This window comes from Candidatus Methanosphaera massiliense (genome assembly GCF_028890305.1).
Classification (GTDB): Archaea; Methanobacteriota; Methanobacteria; order Methanobacteriales; family Methanobacteriaceae; genus Methanosphaera; species Methanosphaera massiliense.
Window position 1 is genome coordinate 530,264 of sequence record NZ_JARBXM010000001.1, and the last position, 23,403, is coordinate 553,666.

23 protein-coding genes and 2 tRNA genes are annotated in these 23,403 nt (G+C 29.2%); 6 read left to right on the forward strand and 19 right to left on the reverse strand.

Features of this window, described 5'->3' with window-relative positions:
* Positions 1-25: 25 nt before the first annotated feature.
* Positions 26-553: a nucleotide exchange factor GrpE gene (gene grpE / locus OTK55_RS02595; RefSeq protein ID WP_274870418.1), complete on the reverse strand. Its 528-nt coding sequence runs from the start codon at positions 551-553 to the stop codon at positions 26-28.
* Between the two features lie 313 nt (positions 554-866).
* Between grpE and OTK55_RS02600 the strand changes: the two genes are divergently transcribed.
* From OTK55_RS02600 to OTK55_RS02610, 3 genes are all read left to right on the forward strand, one after another.
* Positions 867-1,373 carry an ArsR/SmtB family transcription factor gene (locus OTK55_RS02600; protein ID WP_274870419.1) on the forward strand — a complete coding sequence of 169 codons (507 nt, stop codon included), beginning with the start codon at positions 867-869 and terminating at the stop codon, positions 1,371-1,373.
* Positions 1,374-1,463: 90 nt separating this feature from the next.
* Positions 1,464-2,255 (forward strand): hypothetical protein, encoded by a 792-nt coding sequence (locus OTK55_RS02605; RefSeq protein ID WP_274870420.1) that lies wholly within the window; start codon positions 1,464-1,466, stop codon positions 2,253-2,255.
* A gap of 268 nt (positions 2,256-2,523) precedes the next feature.
* Positions 2,524-3,681, forward strand: coding sequence for a TIGR00375 family protein (locus tag OTK55_RS02610; protein WP_274870422.1), 1,158 nt, complete (start codon positions 2,524-2,526; stop codon positions 3,679-3,681).
* A gap of 38 nt (positions 3,682-3,719) precedes the next feature.
* Here the strand turns inward: OTK55_RS02610 and OTK55_RS02615 are convergent.
* The 17 genes from OTK55_RS02615 to hpt form a co-directional block, all read right to left on the reverse strand.
* A tRNA-Arg gene (locus OTK55_RS02615) sits at positions 3,720-3,794 on the reverse strand.
* 93 nt (positions 3,795-3,887) lie between these two features.
* A tRNA-Arg gene (locus OTK55_RS02620) sits at positions 3,888-3,962 on the reverse strand.
* Positions 3,963-4,414: 452 nt separating this feature from the next.
* Positions 4,415-5,194 (reverse strand): proteasome assembly chaperone family protein, encoded by a 780-nt coding sequence (locus OTK55_RS02625; RefSeq protein ID WP_274870424.1) that lies wholly within the window; start codon positions 5,192-5,194, stop codon positions 4,415-4,417.
* Between the two features lie 29 nt (positions 5,195-5,223).
* The gene (locus tag OTK55_RS02630) at positions 5,224-5,388 is read right to left on the reverse strand and encodes an RNA-protein complex protein Nop10 (protein WP_274870425.1); all 165 of its coding nucleotides are present in this window, start codon (positions 5,386-5,388) and stop codon (positions 5,224-5,226) included.
* Between the two features lie 150 nt (positions 5,389-5,538).
* Positions 5,539-6,522, reverse strand: a complete 984-nt coding sequence (locus tag OTK55_RS02635) for an alpha/beta fold hydrolase (RefSeq protein ID WP_274870426.1) — start codon at positions 6,520-6,522, stop codon at positions 5,539-5,541.
* A gap of 168 nt (positions 6,523-6,690) precedes the next feature.
* Positions 6,691-7,473 carry a translation initiation factor IF-2 subunit alpha gene (locus OTK55_RS02640; protein ID WP_274870427.1) on the reverse strand — a complete coding sequence of 261 codons (783 nt, stop codon included), beginning with the start codon at positions 7,471-7,473 and terminating at the stop codon, positions 6,691-6,693.
* A 40-nt stretch (positions 7,474-7,513) separates the two neighbouring features.
* The gene (locus OTK55_RS02645) at positions 7,514-7,693 is read right to left on the reverse strand and encodes a 30S ribosomal protein S27e (protein ID WP_069591932.1); all 180 of its coding nucleotides are present in this window, start codon (positions 7,691-7,693) and stop codon (positions 7,514-7,516) included.
* A gap of 150 nt (positions 7,694-7,843) precedes the next feature.
* Positions 7,844-8,128, reverse strand: coding sequence for a 50S ribosomal protein L44e (locus tag OTK55_RS02650; RefSeq protein WP_274870428.1), 285 nt, complete (start codon positions 8,126-8,128; stop codon positions 7,844-7,846).
* A 539-nt stretch (positions 8,129-8,667) separates the two neighbouring features.
* On the reverse strand, positions 8,668-9,630 hold the full coding sequence (locus tag OTK55_RS02655) for a DNA replication complex subunit Gins51 (RefSeq protein ID WP_274870430.1): 963 nt from the start codon (positions 9,628-9,630) through the stop codon (positions 8,668-8,670).
* 66 nt (positions 9,631-9,696) lie between these two features.
* Positions 9,697-10,428, reverse strand: a complete 732-nt coding sequence (gene pcn, locus OTK55_RS02660) for a proliferating cell nuclear antigen (pcna) (RefSeq protein ID WP_274870431.1) — start codon at positions 10,426-10,428, stop codon at positions 9,697-9,699.
* Positions 10,429-10,736: 308 nt separating this feature from the next.
* The gene (locus OTK55_RS02665; RefSeq protein ID WP_274870432.1) at positions 10,737-11,483 is read right to left on the reverse strand and encodes a hypothetical protein; all 747 of its coding nucleotides are present in this window, start codon (positions 11,481-11,483) and stop codon (positions 10,737-10,739) included.
* A gap of 288 nt (positions 11,484-11,771) precedes the next feature.
* On the reverse strand, positions 11,772-12,089 hold the full coding sequence (locus tag OTK55_RS02670; protein ID WP_274870433.1) for a transcription factor S: 318 nt from the start codon (positions 12,087-12,089) through the stop codon (positions 11,772-11,774).
* Between the two features lie 98 nt (positions 12,090-12,187).
* A complete protein-coding gene (locus OTK55_RS02675) occupies positions 12,188-12,604 on the reverse strand; it encodes an NUDIX hydrolase (protein ID WP_274870434.1) in 417 nt (138 codons plus the stop codon).
* A gap of 145 nt (positions 12,605-12,749) precedes the next feature.
* Entirely contained in the window at positions 12,750-13,013 is a 264-nt protein-coding gene (locus tag OTK55_RS02680; protein ID WP_274870436.1) for a DNA-directed RNA polymerase subunit L, read from the reverse strand.
* Positions 13,014-13,580, reverse strand: a complete 567-nt coding sequence (locus OTK55_RS02685; protein WP_274870437.1) for an exosome complex RNA-binding protein Csl4 — start codon at positions 13,578-13,580, stop codon at positions 13,014-13,016.
* Positions 13,581-13,685: 105 nt separating this feature from the next.
* The gene (gene dph2 / locus OTK55_RS02690; RefSeq protein WP_274870438.1) at positions 13,686-14,702 is read right to left on the reverse strand and encodes a diphthamide biosynthesis enzyme Dph2; all 1,017 of its coding nucleotides are present in this window, start codon (positions 14,700-14,702) and stop codon (positions 13,686-13,688) included.
* A gap of 21 nt (positions 14,703-14,723) precedes the next feature.
* Entirely contained in the window at positions 14,724-15,287 is a 564-nt protein-coding gene (gene hpt / locus OTK55_RS02695; protein WP_274870439.1) for a hypoxanthine/guanine phosphoribosyltransferase, read from the reverse strand.
* A 316-nt stretch (positions 15,288-15,603) separates the two neighbouring features.
* On the opposite strand from hpt, the gene OTK55_RS02700 reads away from it, so the two are divergent.
* The gene (locus OTK55_RS02700) at positions 15,604-16,938 is read left to right on the forward strand and encodes a signal recognition particle protein Srp54 (RefSeq protein WP_274870441.1); all 1,335 of its coding nucleotides are present in this window, start codon (positions 15,604-15,606) and stop codon (positions 16,936-16,938) included.
* A 40-nt stretch (positions 16,939-16,978) separates the two neighbouring features.
* On the opposite strand, the gene OTK55_RS02705 is transcribed toward OTK55_RS02700, so the two are convergent.
* Positions 16,979-21,355 (reverse strand): glycosyltransferase family protein, encoded by a 4,377-nt coding sequence (locus OTK55_RS02705; RefSeq protein WP_274870442.1) that lies wholly within the window; start codon positions 21,353-21,355, stop codon positions 16,979-16,981.
* Between the two features lie 113 nt (positions 21,356-21,468).
* On the opposite strand from OTK55_RS02705, the gene OTK55_RS02710 reads away from it, so the two are divergent.
* Together OTK55_RS02710 and OTK55_RS02715 are read left to right on the forward strand one after the other, a co-directional pair.
* On the forward strand, positions 21,469-22,689 hold the full coding sequence (locus tag OTK55_RS02710; protein WP_274870443.1) for a tRNA pseudouridine(54/55) synthase Pus10: 1,221 nt from the start codon (positions 21,469-21,471) through the stop codon (positions 22,687-22,689).
* Between the two features lie 420 nt (positions 22,690-23,109).
* Positions 23,110-23,400: a 50S ribosomal protein L21e gene (locus OTK55_RS02715; RefSeq protein WP_274870444.1), complete on the forward strand. Its 291-nt coding sequence runs from the start codon at positions 23,110-23,112 to the stop codon at positions 23,398-23,400.
* Positions 23,401-23,403: the final 3 nt, after the last annotated feature.

Sequence of the window (23,403 nt, forward strand, 5' to 3'; positions counted from 1 at the left end):
ATAATAATTTAGTTATCTTTTATGATTATTTTTTACAAACTTTAACTTTTGAATATCTTATAACTTTTGAGTTTAGGGTGTATCCTTTTTGTAAGTCTTCTATGATTTCATTGTTTTCGTAGTTATCATTGTTTTCTGTTAATAGTGCTTCATGTTTGTATGGGTCAAATTTCTGATGTTCTGTGTTTATTGGTTCTACTCCTTCATCTTTGAGGATTTTTGTTAGTTTCTTATAGATGAGTTCTACTCCTTCTCTTAAATCTTTGTCTTCTTTAACTTGTAGAGCTCGTTCTAAGTCTTCATATGCCTCCAGTATTTTTAATATTAAGCCTTCATTGGCGTATTTGACGAAACTTTGTTTTTCTTGTTCTGACCGTTTTTTGAAGTTTTCGAAGTCTGCTCGTGATCTTTGTAGTTTATTTTTGTATAGTTCTACTTCTTCTTGTAGCTGTGTAATTGTTTCTTCTGGTGATGGTTCTTGTTCTTCTTGTTCTTCTTCTTGTTGTTTTTCTGTGTTTTGTGCTTCTTTTTTGGTTTTTTCTTCTTCTGTCATGTATTACACCCTTCTTTTTTTTATTATATGATTTTTTATAATAACTCTACAGTCATGATAATTTTTTTCTTTTTTATTTGTTAATTATAATTTAGTTACTTTTTGTTATATATAAGTTATGTTATTTTAGTAACCATTAGTTACAAAAGTAATTTTTCTTAATATTAAGTTGCATTGTCATAGTATATAAACGTTTTGGTCTTTTAGTAACCAAAGGTAATATTTATATATAATTTGAAAATATAATATATAAATAGGAAACGACGAAAAGAAAATAAACATATTAAATAAAAAAAATAAAGAAGATGATTATATGGATTTAGAAGCAGTACTCGATGTAATTGGCTGCAAAACAAGAAGGGACATACTTGCATTACTAACTGAAGAACCAAGATTTGTAAGTCAACTCTCACAACAACTAAACGTTGGACAAAAAGCAATAATAGGTCACCTTAAAGCAATGGAAGAACTAGGACTAATCAATCCAACATACCAAAAAATAGAAAGAGGAAGACCAAGAAAATACTATGAAATAGCACAGGACATCGAAATAAAAATATTCATAAAACCGGACACAATAAACATGCACATGATGGGAGAAGAATTCACAGAACTATACAACATAGAAGAAAGACTATACCGAGGAGACCCCGAAGCAATAAGTGACCTGAAAACAATAATACAAAAATACAAAAACGCACTAAATTACGCAGAAAATCTATTAAGCCAAGTAGAAAACCCTAAAAAACGAACAACGAAAACAATAATAACCGACATATCAAAAACAAAAGCAATACCCGAATATAATATAAAAGATTAAATACTAAAAATATGAGAAATAATCATATAAAAATATTATTTAATAATAATATACAATGAAACAAGAAAAATATTCGATTTAGGTGAAAAAATGGTGGATAAAAAAATCATATTATCCGTCTTAATAGTAGTCTTAATAGGAATAATAGCAGCAACATACCAGATAAATTTGGGTGATGATGTACTCAACCCATTATCCAGTGTACAGACAGAGAACTCACCGATAACAGACACATTAGCAGCACCAAGTGCAGGTGATTCAGCAAATACAGCAAATGAAAACCAGCAAAATCCATCAGATAAACAATCAGCAGATGCATCAGGTAGTCAATCAACAGGCTCATCAAACAATCAAGCAACAGACTCAGCAAATTCACAAGGTTCAGGCAGTGGATCAAACCAGGGATCAGGAGCATTAATTAATGCAAACAATCCAGTAAATACTGGAACTGGTAGTAGTGGAAGTGGTTCTACTAACGATGGAAGTTCCAGTAACAATGAAGGCTCAACTAATGGAGGAGGCCCAACTAATGGAGGAAGCCCAACTAATGGAGGAAGCCCAACTAATGGAGGAAGCCCAACTAATGGAGGAGGCTCATCAGTAATAACACAACAAGACCCAAATGATCCAAATGTTCCACACATTCTACCAGATACTTATAATACCAAAGTAATCACAGTAGATCAAGCATATCAATTCATAATAAAAGAACCAACACACGCAAAGATAGATAAAAACAGTGCCACAATACTTGATACAGATGATGGTAAATGGGTTGAATTTGAAGCAACAGATGATACAACTCATGCTAAAGTGAAAGTATATGTTCCTTTAGAACCAGCAAGAAAACAAGTATGGTACCGAAATGATGATGCGGACTAAAATAAGAAAGGTATTTCCTCAAGGATACCTTCTTTTTTACACTATTAACAGTAAAAATCATAAAATAATTCCTATAGGATACACTTTAAGATAAGATAATATTATTATTGAGATTAAAATAGAAGAAATAAGATAAACATTAAAAAAATAATTTCTTTTCTAATACATCTCAAATTAAAAACTTTTTTTATTCAATAAAAGAAACTTAAATCAATACCCACATAATAACAAATTTAATTTTAAACTAATTTTTTATTTAATGATTAAAATGATAATTAATGCAGATTTACATGTACATAGTAAATACTCTATGGCTACATCAAAAAATATGAACCCAGAAACTATGGCAATTGAATCCGTTAAAAAAGGTTTAAATCTCGTGGCAACTGGAGATGCTTTTCATTCAAAATGGCTAAAAGAACTAGAAGATTCATTAATAGAAATAGATGATACAGGAATTTACAAAACGAATGACAATATAGCACCAAATAATACCAAATTTATAACAACCACAGAACTAGAAGATAATCACAGAATACATCATCTACTTATAATACCATCCATAGAAGTAGCATGGCAAATGAGAGATGAATTCACTGTGAAGAATATGGATTCAGATGGCCGACCAAAAATCAGAATGAATGGAGCAGAAATAATGGACATAGCCCGTGAATATGATTGTATAATAGGACCAGCCCATATATTTACACCATGGACAGGATTATATAAAGAATATGATTCAATAATGGAATGTTATGATGATAAACCTGACTTTGTAGAACTAGGATTATCTAGTGATTCAGATTTAGCAGATACAATCGAAGAATTATGGGATTACACATTTTTAACAAACTCCGATTCTCATTCTCCATGGCCTCATAGAATAGGAAGAGAATTTAATAAAATGGAATTAGATGAATTATCCTATAATGGATTACGTAAATCAATAAAAGATAATAATATTATAGAAAACTATGGTTTTGATCCACGTATGGGAAAATATCATGAAACAGGCTGTATTCAATGTCATAAAATATATAATATACATGATGCAATGGCTAGAAATATGAAATGTACCTGCGGTGGTAGAATCAAGAAGGGCGTGAAGGGTAGAATTCAAGAACTAGCATCATATGATACACCTCAGCATCCAAGTAATCGTCCACCATACCAATATCTGCTTCCATTATCAGAACTGCTAAGTACTGTGCATGATAAAGGCGTTACAACAAAATATGTGCAAACACGATATGACAATCTTCTAAAACAATTTGGAAATGAAATTGAGGTTCTTCTTAATACTCCGATTGAATCTATAGAAAAAGTTGACCCATTATTATCTAAGGTTATAAATTCATATAGAAATAATGGTTTAAATGTGAATCCTGGTCGTGGAGGCCAATATGGTACTGTTGAATATAATTAAATAATAATTATACAAAACTAGTTATTCTCTTTTTTTAACGGATTTGGGGGGATTTGAACCCCCGGTCTCCAGATTAGGAGTCTGGTGCCCTATCCAGACTAGGCTACAAACCCATTTACTAAATAATATAATTAATTTATAAATAATTTATAATAATAAAATAATTCTAAAAAAAAAGTTATATATTGTTTGGATTTAATTTTTAGCGGACCTGGGGGGATTTGAACCCCCGACCTTTGGATTAGAAGTCCAACGCCCTATCCAGTCTAGGCTACAGGCCCTTGTTATAAAAAAACGTATTACTATTATTACTATCTTTAGTTCATTCTTTTTATAGTTTACTATTATGGTATTATAAAAAATAAAAATTAAACTAAAAAGAATTAAATTTAGTTTATTCTATTGAACTACCCATTGCTTGACCAATTAAAGTAATGACTACAAAACCAATGATAAAGAAGATTAGAATAGTTACATAATCCATGTTAAACATTGCTAATTCCATGATTTTAACTCCTTAATTTTTTTATGAAAAATAAAATCTTTCCTCGGTAAAGTACTTCTTAGACAGTACTGTATTATATTAATATATATACCTATTTTTACTATTTATAATTTTAGTCCATATGAAAGACTATGAGTTTATACTGGAAAATAGGATAAATTCTGTAATTTTATAGTTACTATACGCATATATAACAAAAAATATAGGAAAGGGTTATTTTACTTTTTATTATCCAATATAACGTAAATCCTCACTAGGTTTAGATACTTGTGGTTCCATTCCTACCTGTCCGAATTGAGGATTATGGGATAATCTTTTAAGTGTGTCTTCAACTTGTTCATTAAGCTCTTCAAGATCTATTTGGAAGTTTAATAATTCAAATAAGACTAGTAAAACTTCTTTACCAGCACTAGGGTCTACATAAAATCCTGGTGTTTCACCCATAAGACATGCTGCATCAATGCCTTTTTCTTCACCGTAATATAGTAATAATCCTGATGCTCCTACTATTGCTCCGCCTTCATCCTTTCTTAGTTCTGCATTGTCAATTTCTAGTATTTCATCAATTAATTCTTTATTATTACCTGCAACAACTACTCTGCTTTTTTCTATCATTTCACCAGTACCAAGTCCACCTAGGGTAAATATCTTCTGTACACCTAGATCCTCGAAGTAATTAATTAATAATTTGGAGATTGCTATTTGACCTTCAAAATCGGATCCCTGAGAGTTTCCTGTTAATAATATTATATCTTGATTATTTTCTCCGAAATCTTTAATATAATAAAACTCGTTTTTCATATGTTCTATTAGTCCATCTTTTTTCATTGTAACCTGAGGTGGGAAATAGTCTGATTGAAGTTCTGCGAATTTAGTAGCATCCATTTGTTTTATTATTTGATCAACCACTATTTTTCCTACAAATCCTATTCCTGGTAATCCTTCTAGCACTATTGGATTTTCTAGGTCTACTTCCTCAATTTCTTTTATTCTATTTTTGTTATCCAATGAATAACCCCCTTTTTTTATGTTTTATCTTATTCCATCTGTTGTTTTTTTAGAAGACGTCTATATTTACCATATTTATCTTGTGGTGAGTATCTTGCTGGGAAGATTACTCCGGTTTTTACATTACACTCTGGACAAATATCTTGTAGAGTATATTCTCCACATTTTTTACATCGTTTCATTTGAAATTTCATACTGTTATATTATATATTTTTTATCTAATATTATATTTTATTAGATAATATTGATAATTATTCTTATTATTGTTTGTCAATGCAAATTTACACTTGAAATATACGTCTTTAATTAATATAATTATTTTAGTTATATATGTGGTAAATGTTCTATTCTTTAAACTGTGACATGAATTCAACTATCTCTGGTTCAATTTTTATTAACTCAGAAGATCCAACATGTCCCATATATGAATTAAAACATACAAGTGTTGAATTTTTTATCAATGCATGCATAGGAATAGCATCAAGCTCCGGAGGGAAATACTGGTCCTCATAAATACCAATAATCAATGTAGGTACACATATATCTGAAACAATAGAAGACAAATCATAATTCATAGATGCAACATTTCTATAATAAGCATCCAATACATCCTCCATTGAATCCTCCTCTGCAAACTCATCCATATACTTATTAATATCAGATATGGATTGGTCCATATAAAACTGTCTTGAAAGACCAAAGGAATACATTGATTTACTAGCCATCTTCAAAGACCTCTTACAATCCCCCGTAATATTACCCCCATTAAAATCAGGGTCAGATGTAATAATATCATTCATAACCTTACTAATAACATAATTCTGACCACCAACCTTATAACTACTTACAAGAGATATAAGAAAATCAATACTATCTGGATAAATAGTAGCCCATGTAACAGCCTCAAATCCACCCATAGAATTACCTATTAAACCAAGTGGATGAGTAATATTCAAACACTCCTCCAAGAACTGCCTATTAAAATTAACCATATCTAAAACACCATACTCAGGATAATCATTATTTAATCCAGAAGTACTCGGACTACTACTACCTGGAGTACCAAGAGTAGATAAAGAAACGAAATAATAATCATCTAAACTAAGAGGCTTACCCTCAACAAGCATTGAACTTATCCTATTGATAGAAGAATAATTACCAGTAGTTCCATGGAAATAAATAATAGCATTACATATCTTGCCATCTGCATCATATCGAGGTGTACCTAATGTTATATATTCAACAATCTGATTTTCTAATATTCTACCATTAATAAATTCAAAACTCTTCAAAGTATAATAATTTGGTTTTATGGATTTAATGTCCATATTATAATCCTCCCATTTATCTGAAAAATAAATAATTTTCTATTAAATATTAATATGTAAATGATTAATTATTTAACACTACTATTTGAAAATAAGTTGTGATTAATAATATTAAAAAAATTATATAAAAAAAGTATAATTGTGACAAGAATAATTAGAAGAACCTAATTATTCATCTAATTCACGATGGAAACTACCTTGTCCATCATTATCTTCAACTATTGCCACACATTTATCCGCTGATTCACTAAGGATTTTTTCAGCTGTTGGGTAATCTTCCGCAGTTACCATGACCCTGTATTTTGGAGCTCCTACACATTGAACTTCCACATTATCTGCTTCAATAGCAAGTAATGCTTCCTTAATAATTTCAACACCATTAGGTTTGTATGAAGTTAAATCTACATATCCTGTAATCTGTACTTCTGGTGTAGAAATATTCTTTTTAGCTACTTCTGTTATTGCTTTTGCCCACTCAGGTTCAATATCAATGTTTAAGAGGACATCTTCTCCTTCATCAGAAGCTAATTCAAAACCTTCATATAAATCTCCAAATTCATCCATAATCAGATATCCTACTTCATCATATGCCTCATCTAGTGATTTATTTAATGATTTAGCTGAGATTTCTAGTAATTTCTCTGCTTTCTGTTCTATCTTCCATTGTTGCATCCTACGTGTTCTTTGATCTTCACGTATTCTTTTAAGAGATGCATCAACATGTCCTTTTTTTGGGTTAACTCTTAATACTCTTGCTACGATTTTCTGATTCTCTCTAACGTAGTCACGTATATTTTTTACCCATCCTGAGGATACTTCAGATATGTGAATAAAAGCCTCTTTTCCTTCATATTCCTCTAGTTTAGCAAATGCACCGTAGTTTAATACTTTGTGTACGGTTCCAACAATGAGATCACCTTCTTCAGGCCATTCTTTGTTCATTCTAACCAATATTATCACCTGGATTTAGTAATCTATTATATCCACTTACTTAGTGGTCAAGTACTTCAACTATTTGTGCATAGATTTTTGAACGTCCACCTTTTGGTTCAACTAATGTTTTTCCACAAACTACACATTTTACTGTAGATGCTGCGTGGTCAAATATTATTTGGTGGTTTTCACAGTCTCCACATTTTACTTTTAAAAAGTTACTTTCTTGTTTTGGCATGTTTTGTTCCTCCACTTGAATTGTGTGATTATCTACTCTTGTAATTATCCGTTGATATTATTCTCCATATTCTAGTTAGTTATCTTAAAAAAAGTATTTTAGAAAAAAAAGAGAATAATAGATATTAATTTTTTAGATAATTAATGCTATCTATTGTGATACAAATTCAACTTTTCCTGCACGGATATTTGTTGCTCTTTTTATGTGGGATTTTCCACATTCTTTACATTTGTATCTTAAATCTAATTTTTTAATTGGTTTACTTCCTGATGGTAAAGGCCTTGGGTAACCTCTGTAACCTGCGGTTACACGTCTGAACTGACGTTGACCCCATTTTAGCTCACTAGCTTTTCTTTTTTTAGATGTGTGTACTTCGTGTATTGTATGTTTTTTACATTTTGGACAGTATGTTCTTCGTTCTTTTGGCATTTTCATCTCTAATTCACCTCATGTTTTATATATAAAATAAATTATCCCCTTATTTTCTTTCTGTTGAAATAATTTTATTTTGTGATTGAAAATATATTTAAAGTAATGACAATCAGTCTTACTTCATTTATTATTTAATTTGTATAATTCCTTTGTTCCTTGGAATTTAGTATAATTTATTGAATTTAATTCAATAATTAAATAGAATGTAAATACGTTTTAATAATTAACCGTATTTTACTTGTTATACATCGTTCTAATTTATTAATTATTGCTTTGTATTGTTTAAATTATTTTTTACTCTGCTAATTAGCCTTAGATTCATGTATAATCATTGTTTTTCATTAAATCCTAATTGTTCTCTAGTCATAGAACAATCAATAATTTATCTATATATTATTATGATATGAATACATATTTATAATTATTGTATCATCATCCCTTTATAACTAAGAGTGATATTTAAGCCCTAACATTCAGGTATTCTAATTTCATATTTTTTTACTAAAAAAAGTTATTTTGGAGGTGATGTTTACAGTAAAATTCTACCTTATTACCTTAATTACTTCATTCTGTCTTAGTATTTTTACTATAGATCTTGGTAGTAATACTACATCCCTTACTTTGAATGGACCATACGTCTTTTCATTTTCATCTAATATATCAGTAGTTACATCTTTTTTAAATTCTACTAGCTCTTCCTCATTATATTGTATTTGTGGTATTACCTCTGTTTCTTCTCGTTTATCTTCTGATGTTACTTGTTTTTCTATTGTATTATCATGGATTTCTTCTTGTTTTTCTTCATCAGTATTTTGTAATGTTACTGTATCTGTCTGTGGAGGTGCTGGTGGTGTGAATGGTGTAGTAATATCTGTTTTCGGCTTTGATTTTACAGGATTGTTATTTTCATCCAGTAGTACATCATCTGGTGCCTGTCCAAACATCATTGCTATTTGACTTTCATCAAGTTTTGGTGGTGCTGGTTTACTTGTCTTCTCAGTTGTTGATTCTCGAGTAATTTCTTCATGTGGAGTTATTGTATCCTGTTTTTCTGGTTTTTTTACTTTCCTAGGTTTAAATCCTATTTTTGTTTCAGTATCTCTGTGTGGTTCAATGGATTCCATTAATCCTTCTCTATGTGATATTATTGTGTTTACTATGTCTTTGTATAATTTTTCTTCTTCTGGTGTTACATTGTATGGTATTTCTTCGTATAGTTCTGTGTCTTTTTTATATCCCTTAAAGATATCATGTGATTTCTGAACATTGGATATTGCAGTAGTTATTATCTTAACTTCTCTTCTTTCACAGATTTCTACTGTTATTCTCTGTGCATCACGTAACTGATATGCTTCTAGAGATAGGGGATTTTTGTCTACTACTTCTAGTAATTGTTGTAGGTATTGGGATGCTTCATCATAAAAGGTATCTTCTATTTCTGATAGTGTTCCAGTAGTTCTTTCTTTCTTTTGTATATCTCTTAATCTTTGAAAAAAAGTATCCACCTGTATTATCCCCTTTTTATTAAATTAATTATTCTATAAGTTATGATATGGTTTATTAGTAGAAGATTATTCTTCTTCTATTCTTGGTGCTAATAAGAATGTTAATTTACCCTCATCATTTAATAGTTCTAATGTTAATGTTAATGGCATGTCATTTCCTAATGATATATAGGTGTTATCTGCAAATTTTTCTGCTTTTAACATTTCTTTAATATTTTCTATTGCAAATATAGCTTTTACTGTTTCTGTTACTTTTTCACCGTGGAGGTATTCTACTTTTGCATCAGCGAAGTCTCCTACTGCTTCTAATGTAAGATTATCTTCATCTATTGTGAATGATACCCTGTCTGCTACTATTTCTATATCTTGTATTGTTTCTTTTAGTGTGCTTATAGGTACACTTATTGTTACAGGGTATTCAATTTCTGGTGGTGTTGGAGTATCATATTCTAAATCTATGAGTTTTACTTTGAATGTCTTTTTAACTGCTCCTTCAAATGTTAATATGAGACTTCCTGCATCTACAGTTAATTCCATTACATCATCAGATTTTGATCTTTTTAGTACTTTCATTAATTCTTCTGTATCAAGATTTAGTTTAATTGGTTTGTCACATTCAAATATGTCAAATAAGCTTTCTTTTAATTCTAGGTGTACGTATGTTATGTGACTTCTATCAATTGCATTTAATCTAAGTCCATCTGAATCTACTTCTATTTGTACTTCGTCAACTATTGATGATATAGCATCGAAACTGGTTTTAAAAATACCAGGATTACTTAATACTAGTTTAAACACTGTGAAATACTCTCCTTTTTTTATTATGTTCTTTTTTATCTATTTTCTTTGGAAAATTAGATGACTTTTAATATTTTGATTATGTTTAAATTTTTGATATTTATGAATAATAAATTTTATGAATTTACATATTTGTGGATTTTATGCTGTAATGGTTATTAATCCAGTAATTTAATTAGTTTGATTAAATTTGAAAATTAAAAAATTAGAATTATCATTTATTATGAAATCATCAACTAAGATTAAACATAGTGTATGATAAGTTGTTAGCTTTACTGATTATTTTTTTGGTGGTGAGTGTATTCAGGTTATTTATTATTCCTCTTATTTCTAGGTTTAGGCATGCTACTTTCAGTATCCACATCCTCAAAATCATTAAGACCTATAATATTTAATAGTTCTTTATAGAATGCAAATATTATAATAAGTATTCCTATAATTATTAGACCTACAGCTAGTGTTTCGTGTTCAGCATACATTACATTATCTGATACTTTAATAACATCATCTAATGATTGTATTATACCAATTACTGTAAGGATTAAACCTACTACTATCATCACTACTTTTCTTACTGTTTGCTTGTTGAATTTTATATTTTGGAAGATGTTTAGTTTTTTTATCTTGTTTGTGTCAAACTGATTTAGTAGAGGTACACCATCTTCATCTACTTTAACATCATCCACTATTTTTGTTGAATCTTCTGATTTACTAGTTTTTGATAGTTTATCTTTAGGTTCTACTTCGATTTTCTGTTCTTTTTCTTTGTCTTTAGTGTTTTTGTTGTTTATATCCACGTCATCAATTACACTCATTAGCTTGTTAGATTTATCTTCTTCATCATCGTCTGTTTCATCAGTTGGTTTTTCCACTATTGAACCTAGTTCACTATTATATTCAGGTATATCTTCTGCATCTCTCTGTTCTAACATATCCAATGGATCTATTTCTGTTTCAATCGTTTCTATATCATCAGATGTATCCTCTATTTCATTCAATTCATCCAGAGGATCTACTTCATCCATATTTATAGAATCATGATCATTTTTTGACATGTTATCACTATACTAGTTATTAATTTATTTTTTAAAAATTTTAGATATGATACAAATTATAATATTTAACATATTATTTCTAAATCTTCTACAATAGGCATGTTAACCTACTATAGTTCAATTGAATATTTTTTTAAAGACAATGAAAAAATATTTTAGTAATTTGTAATCTTGTTTAATAATTTCTTTTTTAGTTAATAAATATTTTATGAAGATAAAAACTTTATTAATTTTAATAAGTTCTTTACCTTGTTTGATTTAGTTAAAAGGAAGAAAATATGATGTTAACTAATCATATTCTCTCCAAGTATAATCACATTCTGTGCATCTGAAAAATCTTGTTTCTGATTCATCTGCACTTCTTGTTTGTTGTAACCACCAGAATGCAAGTTTATTATTACATTTTGGACATATTACTTTTATTGTAGGTAAAGTTTTTACATTATCATTAGTGACTATTACTGTATCTTCTTTATCAACTTTTTCAGATACTTCATATTGTTTTTTTGATTCTTCAGTTACGTTTTTCTCATATCCACAAGCGTCACATGAGAATTTACCGTCTTTTGGAAATAGTACTTTTCCACAATTTGGACAAAATTCCATTCATATCCCCTTTCCTATATTCTTATGTTTTAATTTTATATTTATGTACTAATATTCTATTATTTATATAAAATAATGATATTTGTATTTATCTATTCTTATTGCGTGTCCTTAATTAGTCCTGCGTCAGTTATTATTTCTTCATGATCAAATGCTAATTTTTCATTTTTTAATTCTGTAATTTTTATATATTTTGCATCTTTTGCATCAGAATCTGATTGTAGTGTTCCATCTATTATATGTGCAGTGAATACTACTGTCACAGTATGTCCTCTAGGATCACGGTCCGGATCAGAGTAAACTCCTACTAATTTATCTAATTCTACCTCTAATCCTGTTTCTTCTTTTGCTTCTCGTACTGCTGCATGTTCAACTTTCTCCCCATATTCCACAAAACCACCAGGTAAAGCCCAATGATCCTTATATGGGTCATTTAATCGCTTGATAAGAACTGTATTATCATTATCGATTATAATAATATCTACAGTTAATGCAGGATTTCTATGTTTTGACATGATTACAATATATATTAAATCATGTTTATGAAGATTCCGAATTAAATATAAAATAAATTATAGTGTTATGTATAATAGTTAAAAAAATAGTGATTGTAAAATAATATATTTAAAAAAAAAGATATTTAGTTAGTTGAGATTTTATTTACTGGAAATTATCTTCAACTACTTGTTTAAAATCTTGTGCTTCTTTCTTAATTTCCTCAGATGCTGTAACTATTGATTCTCTAGGATTTGGACTATGTACTTCAAACTCCGGTTGTCCTATAAGAGGGTGTGTTATATCATATGCTGCTGCTTTTACTTCATCCTGTGACATTAATCTTTTTCTTAGGATGTTACATATCGTATGTGTTTCCCCTGTTATTTCTAATACTAATTTTTCTGGTTGTTCTTCTATTACTTTCATTTAATATCCTCCATATCTGCTTGATATTTTTCTTGTGTCTATTACTCCGCATTCACATGATAATTTATTACCTTCTGTTAACTTCATGAATTTACGACAGTTAATACACATTGCTTTTATTACTCCTAGTTCTATTTCGGCTGTTGTTAACTCTACATATTCTGATCCTAGGATATTTATTACTTTTGCTTCTATTATGTCACCTATCTTAAATAAATCATGCATTGATGAAACATAATCATTAGTTACCCTGGATATATGAATATATCCTTTATATCCAGCCACTATTCCACGGTTATTATCAACTATTTTTTTAATTGTTACTAGTGCCTTATGTGGTTTAACTTCTGTTATATGTCCTACTACAATGTCTCCTAGTTTTATACGCCTTGGAGTGTTTGGTGCTTGTACAGATATTGTCTTGTTAATTTCATCTATTTTTACTATTCCATGTATAGCTGATTTTATAATTCCATCATCGATGTATGTCCATTCAGCTGGAATATACTCCTCGTAGGTGCATAATGTTTCACCAGGTAATACTATGTCATTTTCTTTATGATTCATACAAATTACTACCATCAGATAGATTATTAACATTAATGTTGTGTAGATTTAATAAATTATACTATATTAATATTTATTCTTTATTAATAATAAATGTTTTAACAATTAGTCTGTCTGCTCATCATGGATTATAATTTCATCCATCATATAGTCTTCCCAATCTCTTAATCCTAGAACAATTTCTAATTCCTGAGGAGTAATAACTGGTTTTTTATACATTGCACTATCATCAATAGCTATTCTTGGGCAGGCTGTCATTACAAATGCATCTAGATTAAACGGTAGTAATCTATCTGGTGCTATGTAATCCATGTTAAGTATCTGTGCTTTTAATCCATGTTCTTCTAGTAAATCTCTTAGTTTTAAAGCTAATTCAAATCTTAATTGTCCTTTTTTTGAGGATATTATTATTCCATATGATTTTGCTGATTTTGCCTTTGTTATTCTTGCAAATCTTATTCTGAGTATTTTATCATAGAATTTATCAATATCACGTGCTTGGCCTGTGAATGGGTCAGCTAAGATTACTGGTTTTTTTGTGAACAATTTTACTCCTAATGCATGGAAGTCACCACTACCGACATAAACTATCACATCAACATTTAAGTTTTTGATTGATGTGAAGTTACATCCTAATACTTGTCCTGTAGATGTACCTATTCCATTGTCAAGAACTACAGTATATCCATTAGACTTGAATATTTCAATCATATCGTCTAATTTATGTATATGCTGTGTTGTTGTTACTAGTCCAATAGTCTTTACATCATCATCAAGTTTATTGATAGCATCAAGTATAGGAGCATTTATATCAGCACTAGAATGAGCTTCAATATATAATACAGGACATTCAGTTTTTATAGGAAGAGCCGTATGTGCAAAGTGAACTACAAGATCAATATGGCCATTAACCTTATTATCTGCTAAATCACATGCACCAAAACAAGGATCTGCATCAATAATAATATTCACATCATTTACAACACTATTTATCTCTTCTGCAACCATTATGGCATCAGTTTTAAGACCCTCCGGGAATTGTAGAATAACATTTTTTGCATTTAATTCCTGAATCTTATCCTTTATTGTATCAATTTTATAATCATAATCTATTGTTGACATAAACAAACTCCAAATTCCAATCTAATCCTCAACAATTGTAACTTTTCCATCAACCATTTTAATTTTAACAAGTGTATCAAGAGTATAACCGGTTTCTTCCTCAACAATCATTCGTCCGTCATCCTTCTCTATTGGTACTATTATATGAACAAGATTAGCTCCGATTTCATCAAATGCTTTAATAACACTGATTAATGTTCCACCAGTACTTACAACATCATCTATAAGTAACACATTATCTTCTTTATTTATACCATTAATGAATAATTCACTTTCACTGTAACCTGTTTCCTGATGTACTTGTTTTTCTCCTTCTAATCCATAAGATCTTTTACGTACTACTACAAATGGAATTCCAGTCTTTAATGATAATGCTGTTGCTAAGGGTATACCCATTGATTCAATACCTACTATTTTATCAACAAGGTCAAGATTATAATTATTAATAATATAATCCATAATATCTTCTAACAATTCTGGTTCTACTAGTGGTACTCCATCACTAATAGGATGTACAAAATAATAATAGTTCCCTTTTTTAACTACAGGACACTCAATTAATGATTTTTTTAATTCATCTAACATATCTAATTCCCCATATTCATTAAATAAAGAATAATCTTCTTTATCATTCTAATACTCTAGTCATTACTACTCTTTAAAAATAAATCTTTGTATAACTTATTTTTTTTGATATAAAGAGTAGATTCTTCTATTAAAAAAATATTTATATTACTATTATATATTTAGATTAATCATTACTTAAGAAAGTACTTATTGAAGTGGATAAAATTAATATAAATTAGATAATATAATATAATGGATGGATAATATAATTAATAATAATATAGACTAATAATCAATTATACTAAATAAATCATCAGAGGAGGGGTCAAGTTAAATGCTAGAAGGATTAAGTGAAAGTCTAACAAAGACCATGAAGAAACTGGCAGGAATGTCAGTGATTGACAAAAAAACATTAAAAGAAGTTACAAAAGAAATTCAACGTGCACTCATACAAGCTGATGTAAACGTAAAAGTAGTATTTGCTCTTACAAAAAAAATAGAGAAACGAGCATTAGATGAAGAGTTACCAAAGGGATTAAGTCCAAAAGAACATGTAATTCGTATTGTATACCAGGAATTAGTAAACCTAATTGGAGAAAAACCAGAAGAACTCAAAATTACTAAAAAACCATATAAAATAATGATGCTTGGTTTACAGGGTAGTGGTAAAACCACAACTACTGCAAAATTAGCAAAACACTTGAAAAAGAAAGGCTATACATCAGCAATAGTATGTACTGATACATGGAGACCAGCAGCATACGAACAGTTAAAACAATTAACAGAACCCTTAGGTGTACCAGTATACGGAGACCCAGAAAACAAGGATGCAGTGGATCTTGCAAAAAAAGGACTGGAAAAATTCCAATCAAAATATGATGTACTTCTAATAGATACAGCAGGACGACATAAAGAAGAACAAGATTTACTGGATGAAATGACCGAACTAAGTAAAGTAGTAGAACCAGACGAAGTAATATTAGTAATAGATGGTACTATAGGTCAGCAAGCACGTAAACAAGCAGAAGCATTCAAACAAACCACTACTATTGGTTCAATAATAATAAGTAAACTTGACGGATCAGCAAAAGGTGGAGGTGCACTCTCAGCTGTAGCAGAAATTAAAGCTCCAATAAAATTCATTGGTACTGGTGAAAATGTAGATGACTTTGAAGCATTCGACCCTGAAAGATTCATCTCAAGATTACTTGGAATGGGTGACCTTGATACATTAATAGAAAAAGCAGCAGAGGTAACTTCAGAACAATCCGATAAAGAAATGATTGATTCCATAATGAGTGGTAAATTCACATTAAAAGATATGGAAAATCAGCTTGAAATGATGAATAAAATGGGACCAATTCAACAGATAATGAAGTTAATACCAGGACTTGGAAGCCAATTACCAGCAAATGCATCCCAGGTTACAGAAGACAAACTTAACATGTACAAGGTATTAATGAACTCTATGACAGAATACGAATTAGAAAATCCTGAAGTAATTAAAAAATCAAGAGTAAATCGTATAAGTAGAGGTGCAGGTCTTACAAATGAAGATGTAAAAGACTTACTTAAATATTACAATGTAACTAAAAAAGCATTAAAAGGAATGGGAAAACGTAATATGAGCGGACCAATGGGTAAATTATTAAGACGTATGCCAAGATAGTAAGTATACCCTCCCTATTACTACTTTTTTTATAGAATAACTATTTTTTAAATTTTTTCTCATAATCCTCAATAATCGTCTCTACACGATTTGTGAATGTATGTTCACTCACAACATTTGGATTAACAGGATTTCTATGTAATGCTTCCTCAATTTTATCCTCTAATTCTTCTTTTTTATCATATATTATAATATCATCACTACTAAATACATCTTCTAATCCTTTAACATGGTCTGTTACTATTACAGCACCACAGGCTAATCCATCAAAAATTCTGTTAGATATAAATCCTTTTTCCCGCATGTCCTTCCAATGATCATTTAGTAATACTTTAGTTGATGAATAAGCCTTATATAATTCCTCATTGGGTATATATTCATCTACAATATACTTATCATCCAATAATCCTTCCCATTGATGACCGTAAACATCTAAATGATATTTTAATGGTAATAAATCATGAAGAATCTTTCTATAAACAAAACGTGCATTACCTACAAATAATAATTCTGTATCATATTTCTCATCGTATTCCCTATGGAAACGTGACACATTTGTACACTGTAATAATCCTTCAACATCCACATCAACTAATGACTTAATTTTATCAGCCCAGTAATAAGAAGCAATGTATACCTGATTATATGAATTAAATTCACCGAAACTCACCATATCAGGATGGGATAAATTCCACATGATATTATAATGTATAGGTTTTGGTTTATATTCATATAAGCCTCTAAGAACTAATACTATGTCATAAACAGCATCTTTATATTTATCCCAATCATTATAAAACTGTATTTTAGAGATATAGCCCTGTTTATTAAATTCTTTTTGTAATTGTACTGCAAAGTGATAATCACCCCATCCCATCTTTTCCCAGTTACTAGGAGCAGGTATTTTAATCATTACTTTATCAGAAACAATGAAATTTCTTAATATGTCCATTAATTCTTTAGCTCTTTGTTTATATGTGTGATTAGATAACACTATTGAACGTAGTTCTGATACTTTTGCTCTTCTTTTATCTGGATTATTCAAGTACTCAATAATTAACTGTTCAAGTGATTCTTTTGAATTAAATGTTGGTACCTTATCTCCGAATAATTCTTTCAATCCATGTTTACAGTTACTAACAACTAACCTACCACATGCTATAGCATCAAACACCCTATTATTTACCTGTGAAGGTATGTTTCCCTGTTCTGAAGTATCATCTATAACTATTTTTGTTGAAGCATAAACCCTTGGCATTAGGTCATGTTTAACAAATCCTTTATAGTATTCACTAAGTTTACTATAACCCCATCCCACACCATATATATTGAATTCATATGGTAAATCTTCTGGATAAATTACACTTGTTATGTTTTCTTCATGTTTTTCGCTGCTTCCTGCAAAACAATAATCACAGAAATATTCCTCAGCTGGTTCTACTTCATCATTATATAAATCAGTGTTCGTTGCTTCCGGGAATAATATTGGACTATATCCTGTATTTTCCATTATATGATGTATTCCTTGACTGTTAGAAGACAGTATTATATCAAAAGATTCAAAGAATTCTTGTTTAGTCCATGTTTCAAAGCTATCCAGTATCCATGCTATATTTATCAATAGATTATTATTTGTTTTTATTTTATTAATATCATAGTCCTCTATGCATGATATTAATACATCTGAGTCTATATTATACCAGTTATCCTTATCTTGTTTTCTTGATAAAAATTCTACTTTGTATCCTAATTTTTCTAGTTGATTAGATAATCCATTAGCTATGAAGTAATCTCCTTCTACTATATGTTCTCCTCTTTGTGAAACTATGAATGTTATTTTTAGTTCGTTTTCTGAATAGAATAGCTTTTTATCTAATTTATCTTGTAATAATTGTTTTTTTAAGAAATTATTCCATTTATGTGCATAGTATTTTTTATTTCTAGAATCCCTATTTATTAGTAGTCCATTGATTGTTTTTTCTATTGATGCAAATTCATAGTGATATGCTACTGCTCTTGATGTGTAATAGTTATGGTATCCTTCTTCATTTAATCGTAGACATAAATCAACGGATTCTAGTCCAAAATTAAATTCTTCATCAAATCCTCCAACTTCATTGAATATATCTTTTTTAAGTAGCATTAATGAACCTGTAACTGCCACCACTTGTCTTATTACATCATCTCCATAAATATACGGTCTTCCATTTCTATAGTTATATGGAATTATTAATCCCTTGTATTCTTTGAACTTTATTCCTTCATGTTGTATTTTGTAGGATTTATCTGCATTATAGTTAGATGCTGTGGTATCCGGGTATACTAGTCTCGCTCCTACTGCTCCTGCATCATCTTTTAATCCCACATCCATTAGATGATTTAACCATCCATCTAGTAATTCAATGTCATTATCCATGAATACCAGGTAATCACCTTTTGCTTGTTTTACTACTTCATTGTATGCCTCTGAGTAACTCTTGTTTAGTTGATTCTTATGTATTCTTATTGGTAATACTTCTGTGTATTTGTCTATTATTTTTAGTGAGTTATCTACTGAGTCATTATCTATGATTATTATCTCGTAATTTGGGTAATCAGTGAATTCTATTAGGGAGTTTAGTAGTTTTGTTAGGTAATCTTCTCCATTACGATTTAATATTAATATTGATACGCTTGGTGCATCAGTACCGTAAATAGTATATTCTTTTGATAGAACATCTTCATCAATTAATTCTTTATAATTTTGTTTATCAATATCCCTCAAAAAGTACTTACATGTGTTATTTTTATCTTGTCCTACTGTTATATAGTGATATAATGGATTTATTGTAGGATTATCTAAATTATCATATTTATAAAGATAATAGTTATTGTCAAAGTAGCTTGAAGGATTTTTACCCTCTTTATATCCTCTTGACACATAATGATATGCTGGTGTTTCAAGACAATATTTTACATCAGGATACTTATTTAAGTAGTATTTTTCATCAAACAGGTCTGATTGTTCTATTACCTCTGCCATATGTTCATATTTTTCTTTAATCTTATCTTCTTGCTCTATAATTTCTTTTGTTATTATCGGAGAACGTCCTTCTTGTTTTCCTACAGTTAAATAGTTATAATATGGATTTATATCACATAATGATTCTGGATATTCACTTGTATAGTATCTTGTATCAAAATGTTCATTTGGATTTTTTCCCTCATCTGCACCAATTGTAACATAATGTTTTATAAGTTCTTTTGTTGATCCTTTAATGTCCCTATTTTGTTGCATATAATATTCATCATCAAAAGTGTTTGAGTTATATATTGTATTAATACAATCCTCCATATCTTCATCTGAATATTCCCTATGTGTATTATAATTATTTTTCATTCCAATGTTTGCATAATGTATTAAAGGGTTTATATCTTCATTTTTTAGATATTTTTGCTTATAATAATATGTGTTGAACGTCTTTGTAGGATTTAAGTTTAATTTATATCCTTCTTTAAGATAATGCCCGAGAGGGTCAAGACTGGTTTTTTGAAGCTGAGGATATTGCTTATAATAGTACTTCTCATCAAATAAATCATTTTCATTGATTAATCTTACTGCGCTTTCTATATCCTCCGATGTCATCTTATTAGTTGTTCGTCTACCCTTATAAATATCATATAATGCGTAATATATCAATGGATTCATATTACTTTTTTTAACATCAGGATAGGAAAGATAATAATCATTATCAAAGGATTCTGATGGATTCATTCCCTTTTTATATCCTTCTTTAAGATAATGTTCTAATAAATTACTAGTTTGCTCTGCTACCCACGGATATTTATTGTTATAATACTCTTCATCAAATAAATCATTATTCTTGATTACTTTTAAGGCTGTTTTTATATCATCATCTGTTAGTTCATCCTTGGTTTTATGGAGTTTATTATCTATTGCATCTTCATAAATTATTCCTGTACGTTCTTTGTTTACTAAATTTTCAGTTAATATCTTGTTTTTTTCATTAATTAACTTTATTTTCCTGTTTATATCAAAACTTTCCTGTGTTAATTGTCTGTTTAATTCATTGATTGATTTTATATTTTCAGATAACTTTTTACTCTTTGAAACTATTGTTTTATTCTGTAATGTCTTATCATATAAAACATGATATACTAGTGGATTAATTTCATTTTCAAGTAATCCCTTATGAGTATTTAGATATTTATCATTATCAAAGAATTTAGATGGATTAGTACTTTGCTTATAACCAACAAGTAGATAATATTCCAATAGATTGTCTGTCTGTTCGGCTATCTCTGGATAATTTCTTTTATAATACTCCTCGTCAAAGAGATTATTCTCTATTATAATTTGCTTTGCTTCTTCAAGCTTAATGCTATCCAGTTCATCCTTAACGTTTTCATATGACATGACATTAACCATCTAAAATATTTCGTTATTTTATATTTATTAGATATTAAATATATAAGAATTTAATAGAAAACATTAATAGAAAAAAATACAATTATATAAGGGAATATTAGATGACTAATAAAGATAAACCTATAAATAAATTAGATGAGTGTGCTCTTTGTCCACAATGCTTATCAAGAATATATAGAAATCCAGAGGAAAGAAAAAAATCAAAGATACCAACTATCACTTCCTCCCAGAAATGTAGTATATGTGGTAATATCCTATTACATGAAGATAAATTATTTAATCTCGTTAACAATAAGATTAAATTATTAAATATTGAGTTTAACACGTTTTTAGTAGCTTGCCAGATATCTAATAAAACAATAACTCAAAATGAAAATAGAATAAGAAAGATGACAGGATATCATGGAAATAATGATCTTAAACATCAGATAAAACGTGACCTCAATGAGATGATTACGAAGAAATTAGGAAAAACTCTTGATTATAAGAATCCTGAAGTTGTTATAATGGTTAAGATAAGAAAAAAACCATATAAACATAACCCCTATTATGAACTACGTAATATAAACATATTTATAGATTCTAATCCTCTATTTATAGAAGGAAAATACCGTAAATTAGTACGTGGAATACCACAAACAAAATGGCCTTGTACAGTATGTAAGGGAAAGGGATGTGAAGCCTGTGATTATACAGGAAAACAATACAAGGATACTGTAGAGGATTTAATTGCAAAAGATTTACTTAAAATGACACGTGGAAGCAGCACTAAATTTCACGGATCAGGACGTGAAGATATTGACGTGTTAATGCTAGGTGAAGGTAGACCTTTTGTTATTGAAGTAAAACATCCATTCAAAAGAGATATTGATCTTAAATTCCTAAGACGTGTTGTTAATAGCCATAGTGATGGTAAAATAGAGATTAATGACTTAAAATTTGTTAGCAAGGATAGAAGAGCTGCTATTAAGAATAGTTCCGTGGAAAGCTACAAGATATACTCTGCAATAGCTACCTTTAAGAATGGTGTTACAAGTAAAGATATTGAAGAAATTGAAAAACTTGACGTAATCGAACAAAGAACACCTGTTCGTGTAGAACATAGAAGAGCAGACCTTATCAGAACCCGTAAAATAAATAGTATTAGTGCTGAACGTATTAATAGTAAACAATTACGTTTAATAATTAATTGTCAGGGTGGATTATATATTAAAGAATTAATTTCTGGTGATAATGGACGTACACAGCCTAATATATCAAAAATTACTAATAATGAAGCAATATGTAGTCAATTAGACGTTTTAAAGGTACATATACCTTAGATATAATCTTACCTTATACTTTTTTTAAAACATGTGCTCTTGAGGGGTTATACTTATAAACTATAAAATTAATATATATTACACAATAATAAAACATAGTATACTCTTTAATAGTATAATGATATAATCTATAAAATCAAAACCTAAAACAAATAAATATAGATTAAATCATTAAATAAACAATTAAAATAAAAGAGACTATGTAATATAATTAATTTCTTTCATTAGCTCTAAAGAAATTACTGAGAATAATAACTTATTACGGATAATATAAAATCTAGTATTCTAAATAAAAAAGAATACACAGATTAAGTATAGTCAAAACCTAAGACTAAAAATAAACCTATAATATCGTGATAAAAACCTAATCACATGTAAAACCTATAAAATTATTCTATTAACAAAATCGAGATGATATAGATGAGAAAATCAAAAGGATTTAAAAGTCGATCAAGATACAAACTTAAAAGAAGTATCAGACCAAAACGAGCTAACCCAATATCCAGAAAAATACAAGTATTCGAAAAAGGACAAAAAGTACACATAATAGTTGATTCAAGTATCCACAGAGGACAACCTCATCCACGATTCCACGGAAAAACTGGAGAAATCGTTGGACAAAAAGGAAAAGCATACCTTGTAGCAATTAAAGATGGTAACAAACCTAAAGAATTAATCGTAAGACCAGAACATCTTAAATTACAAGAGTGATTA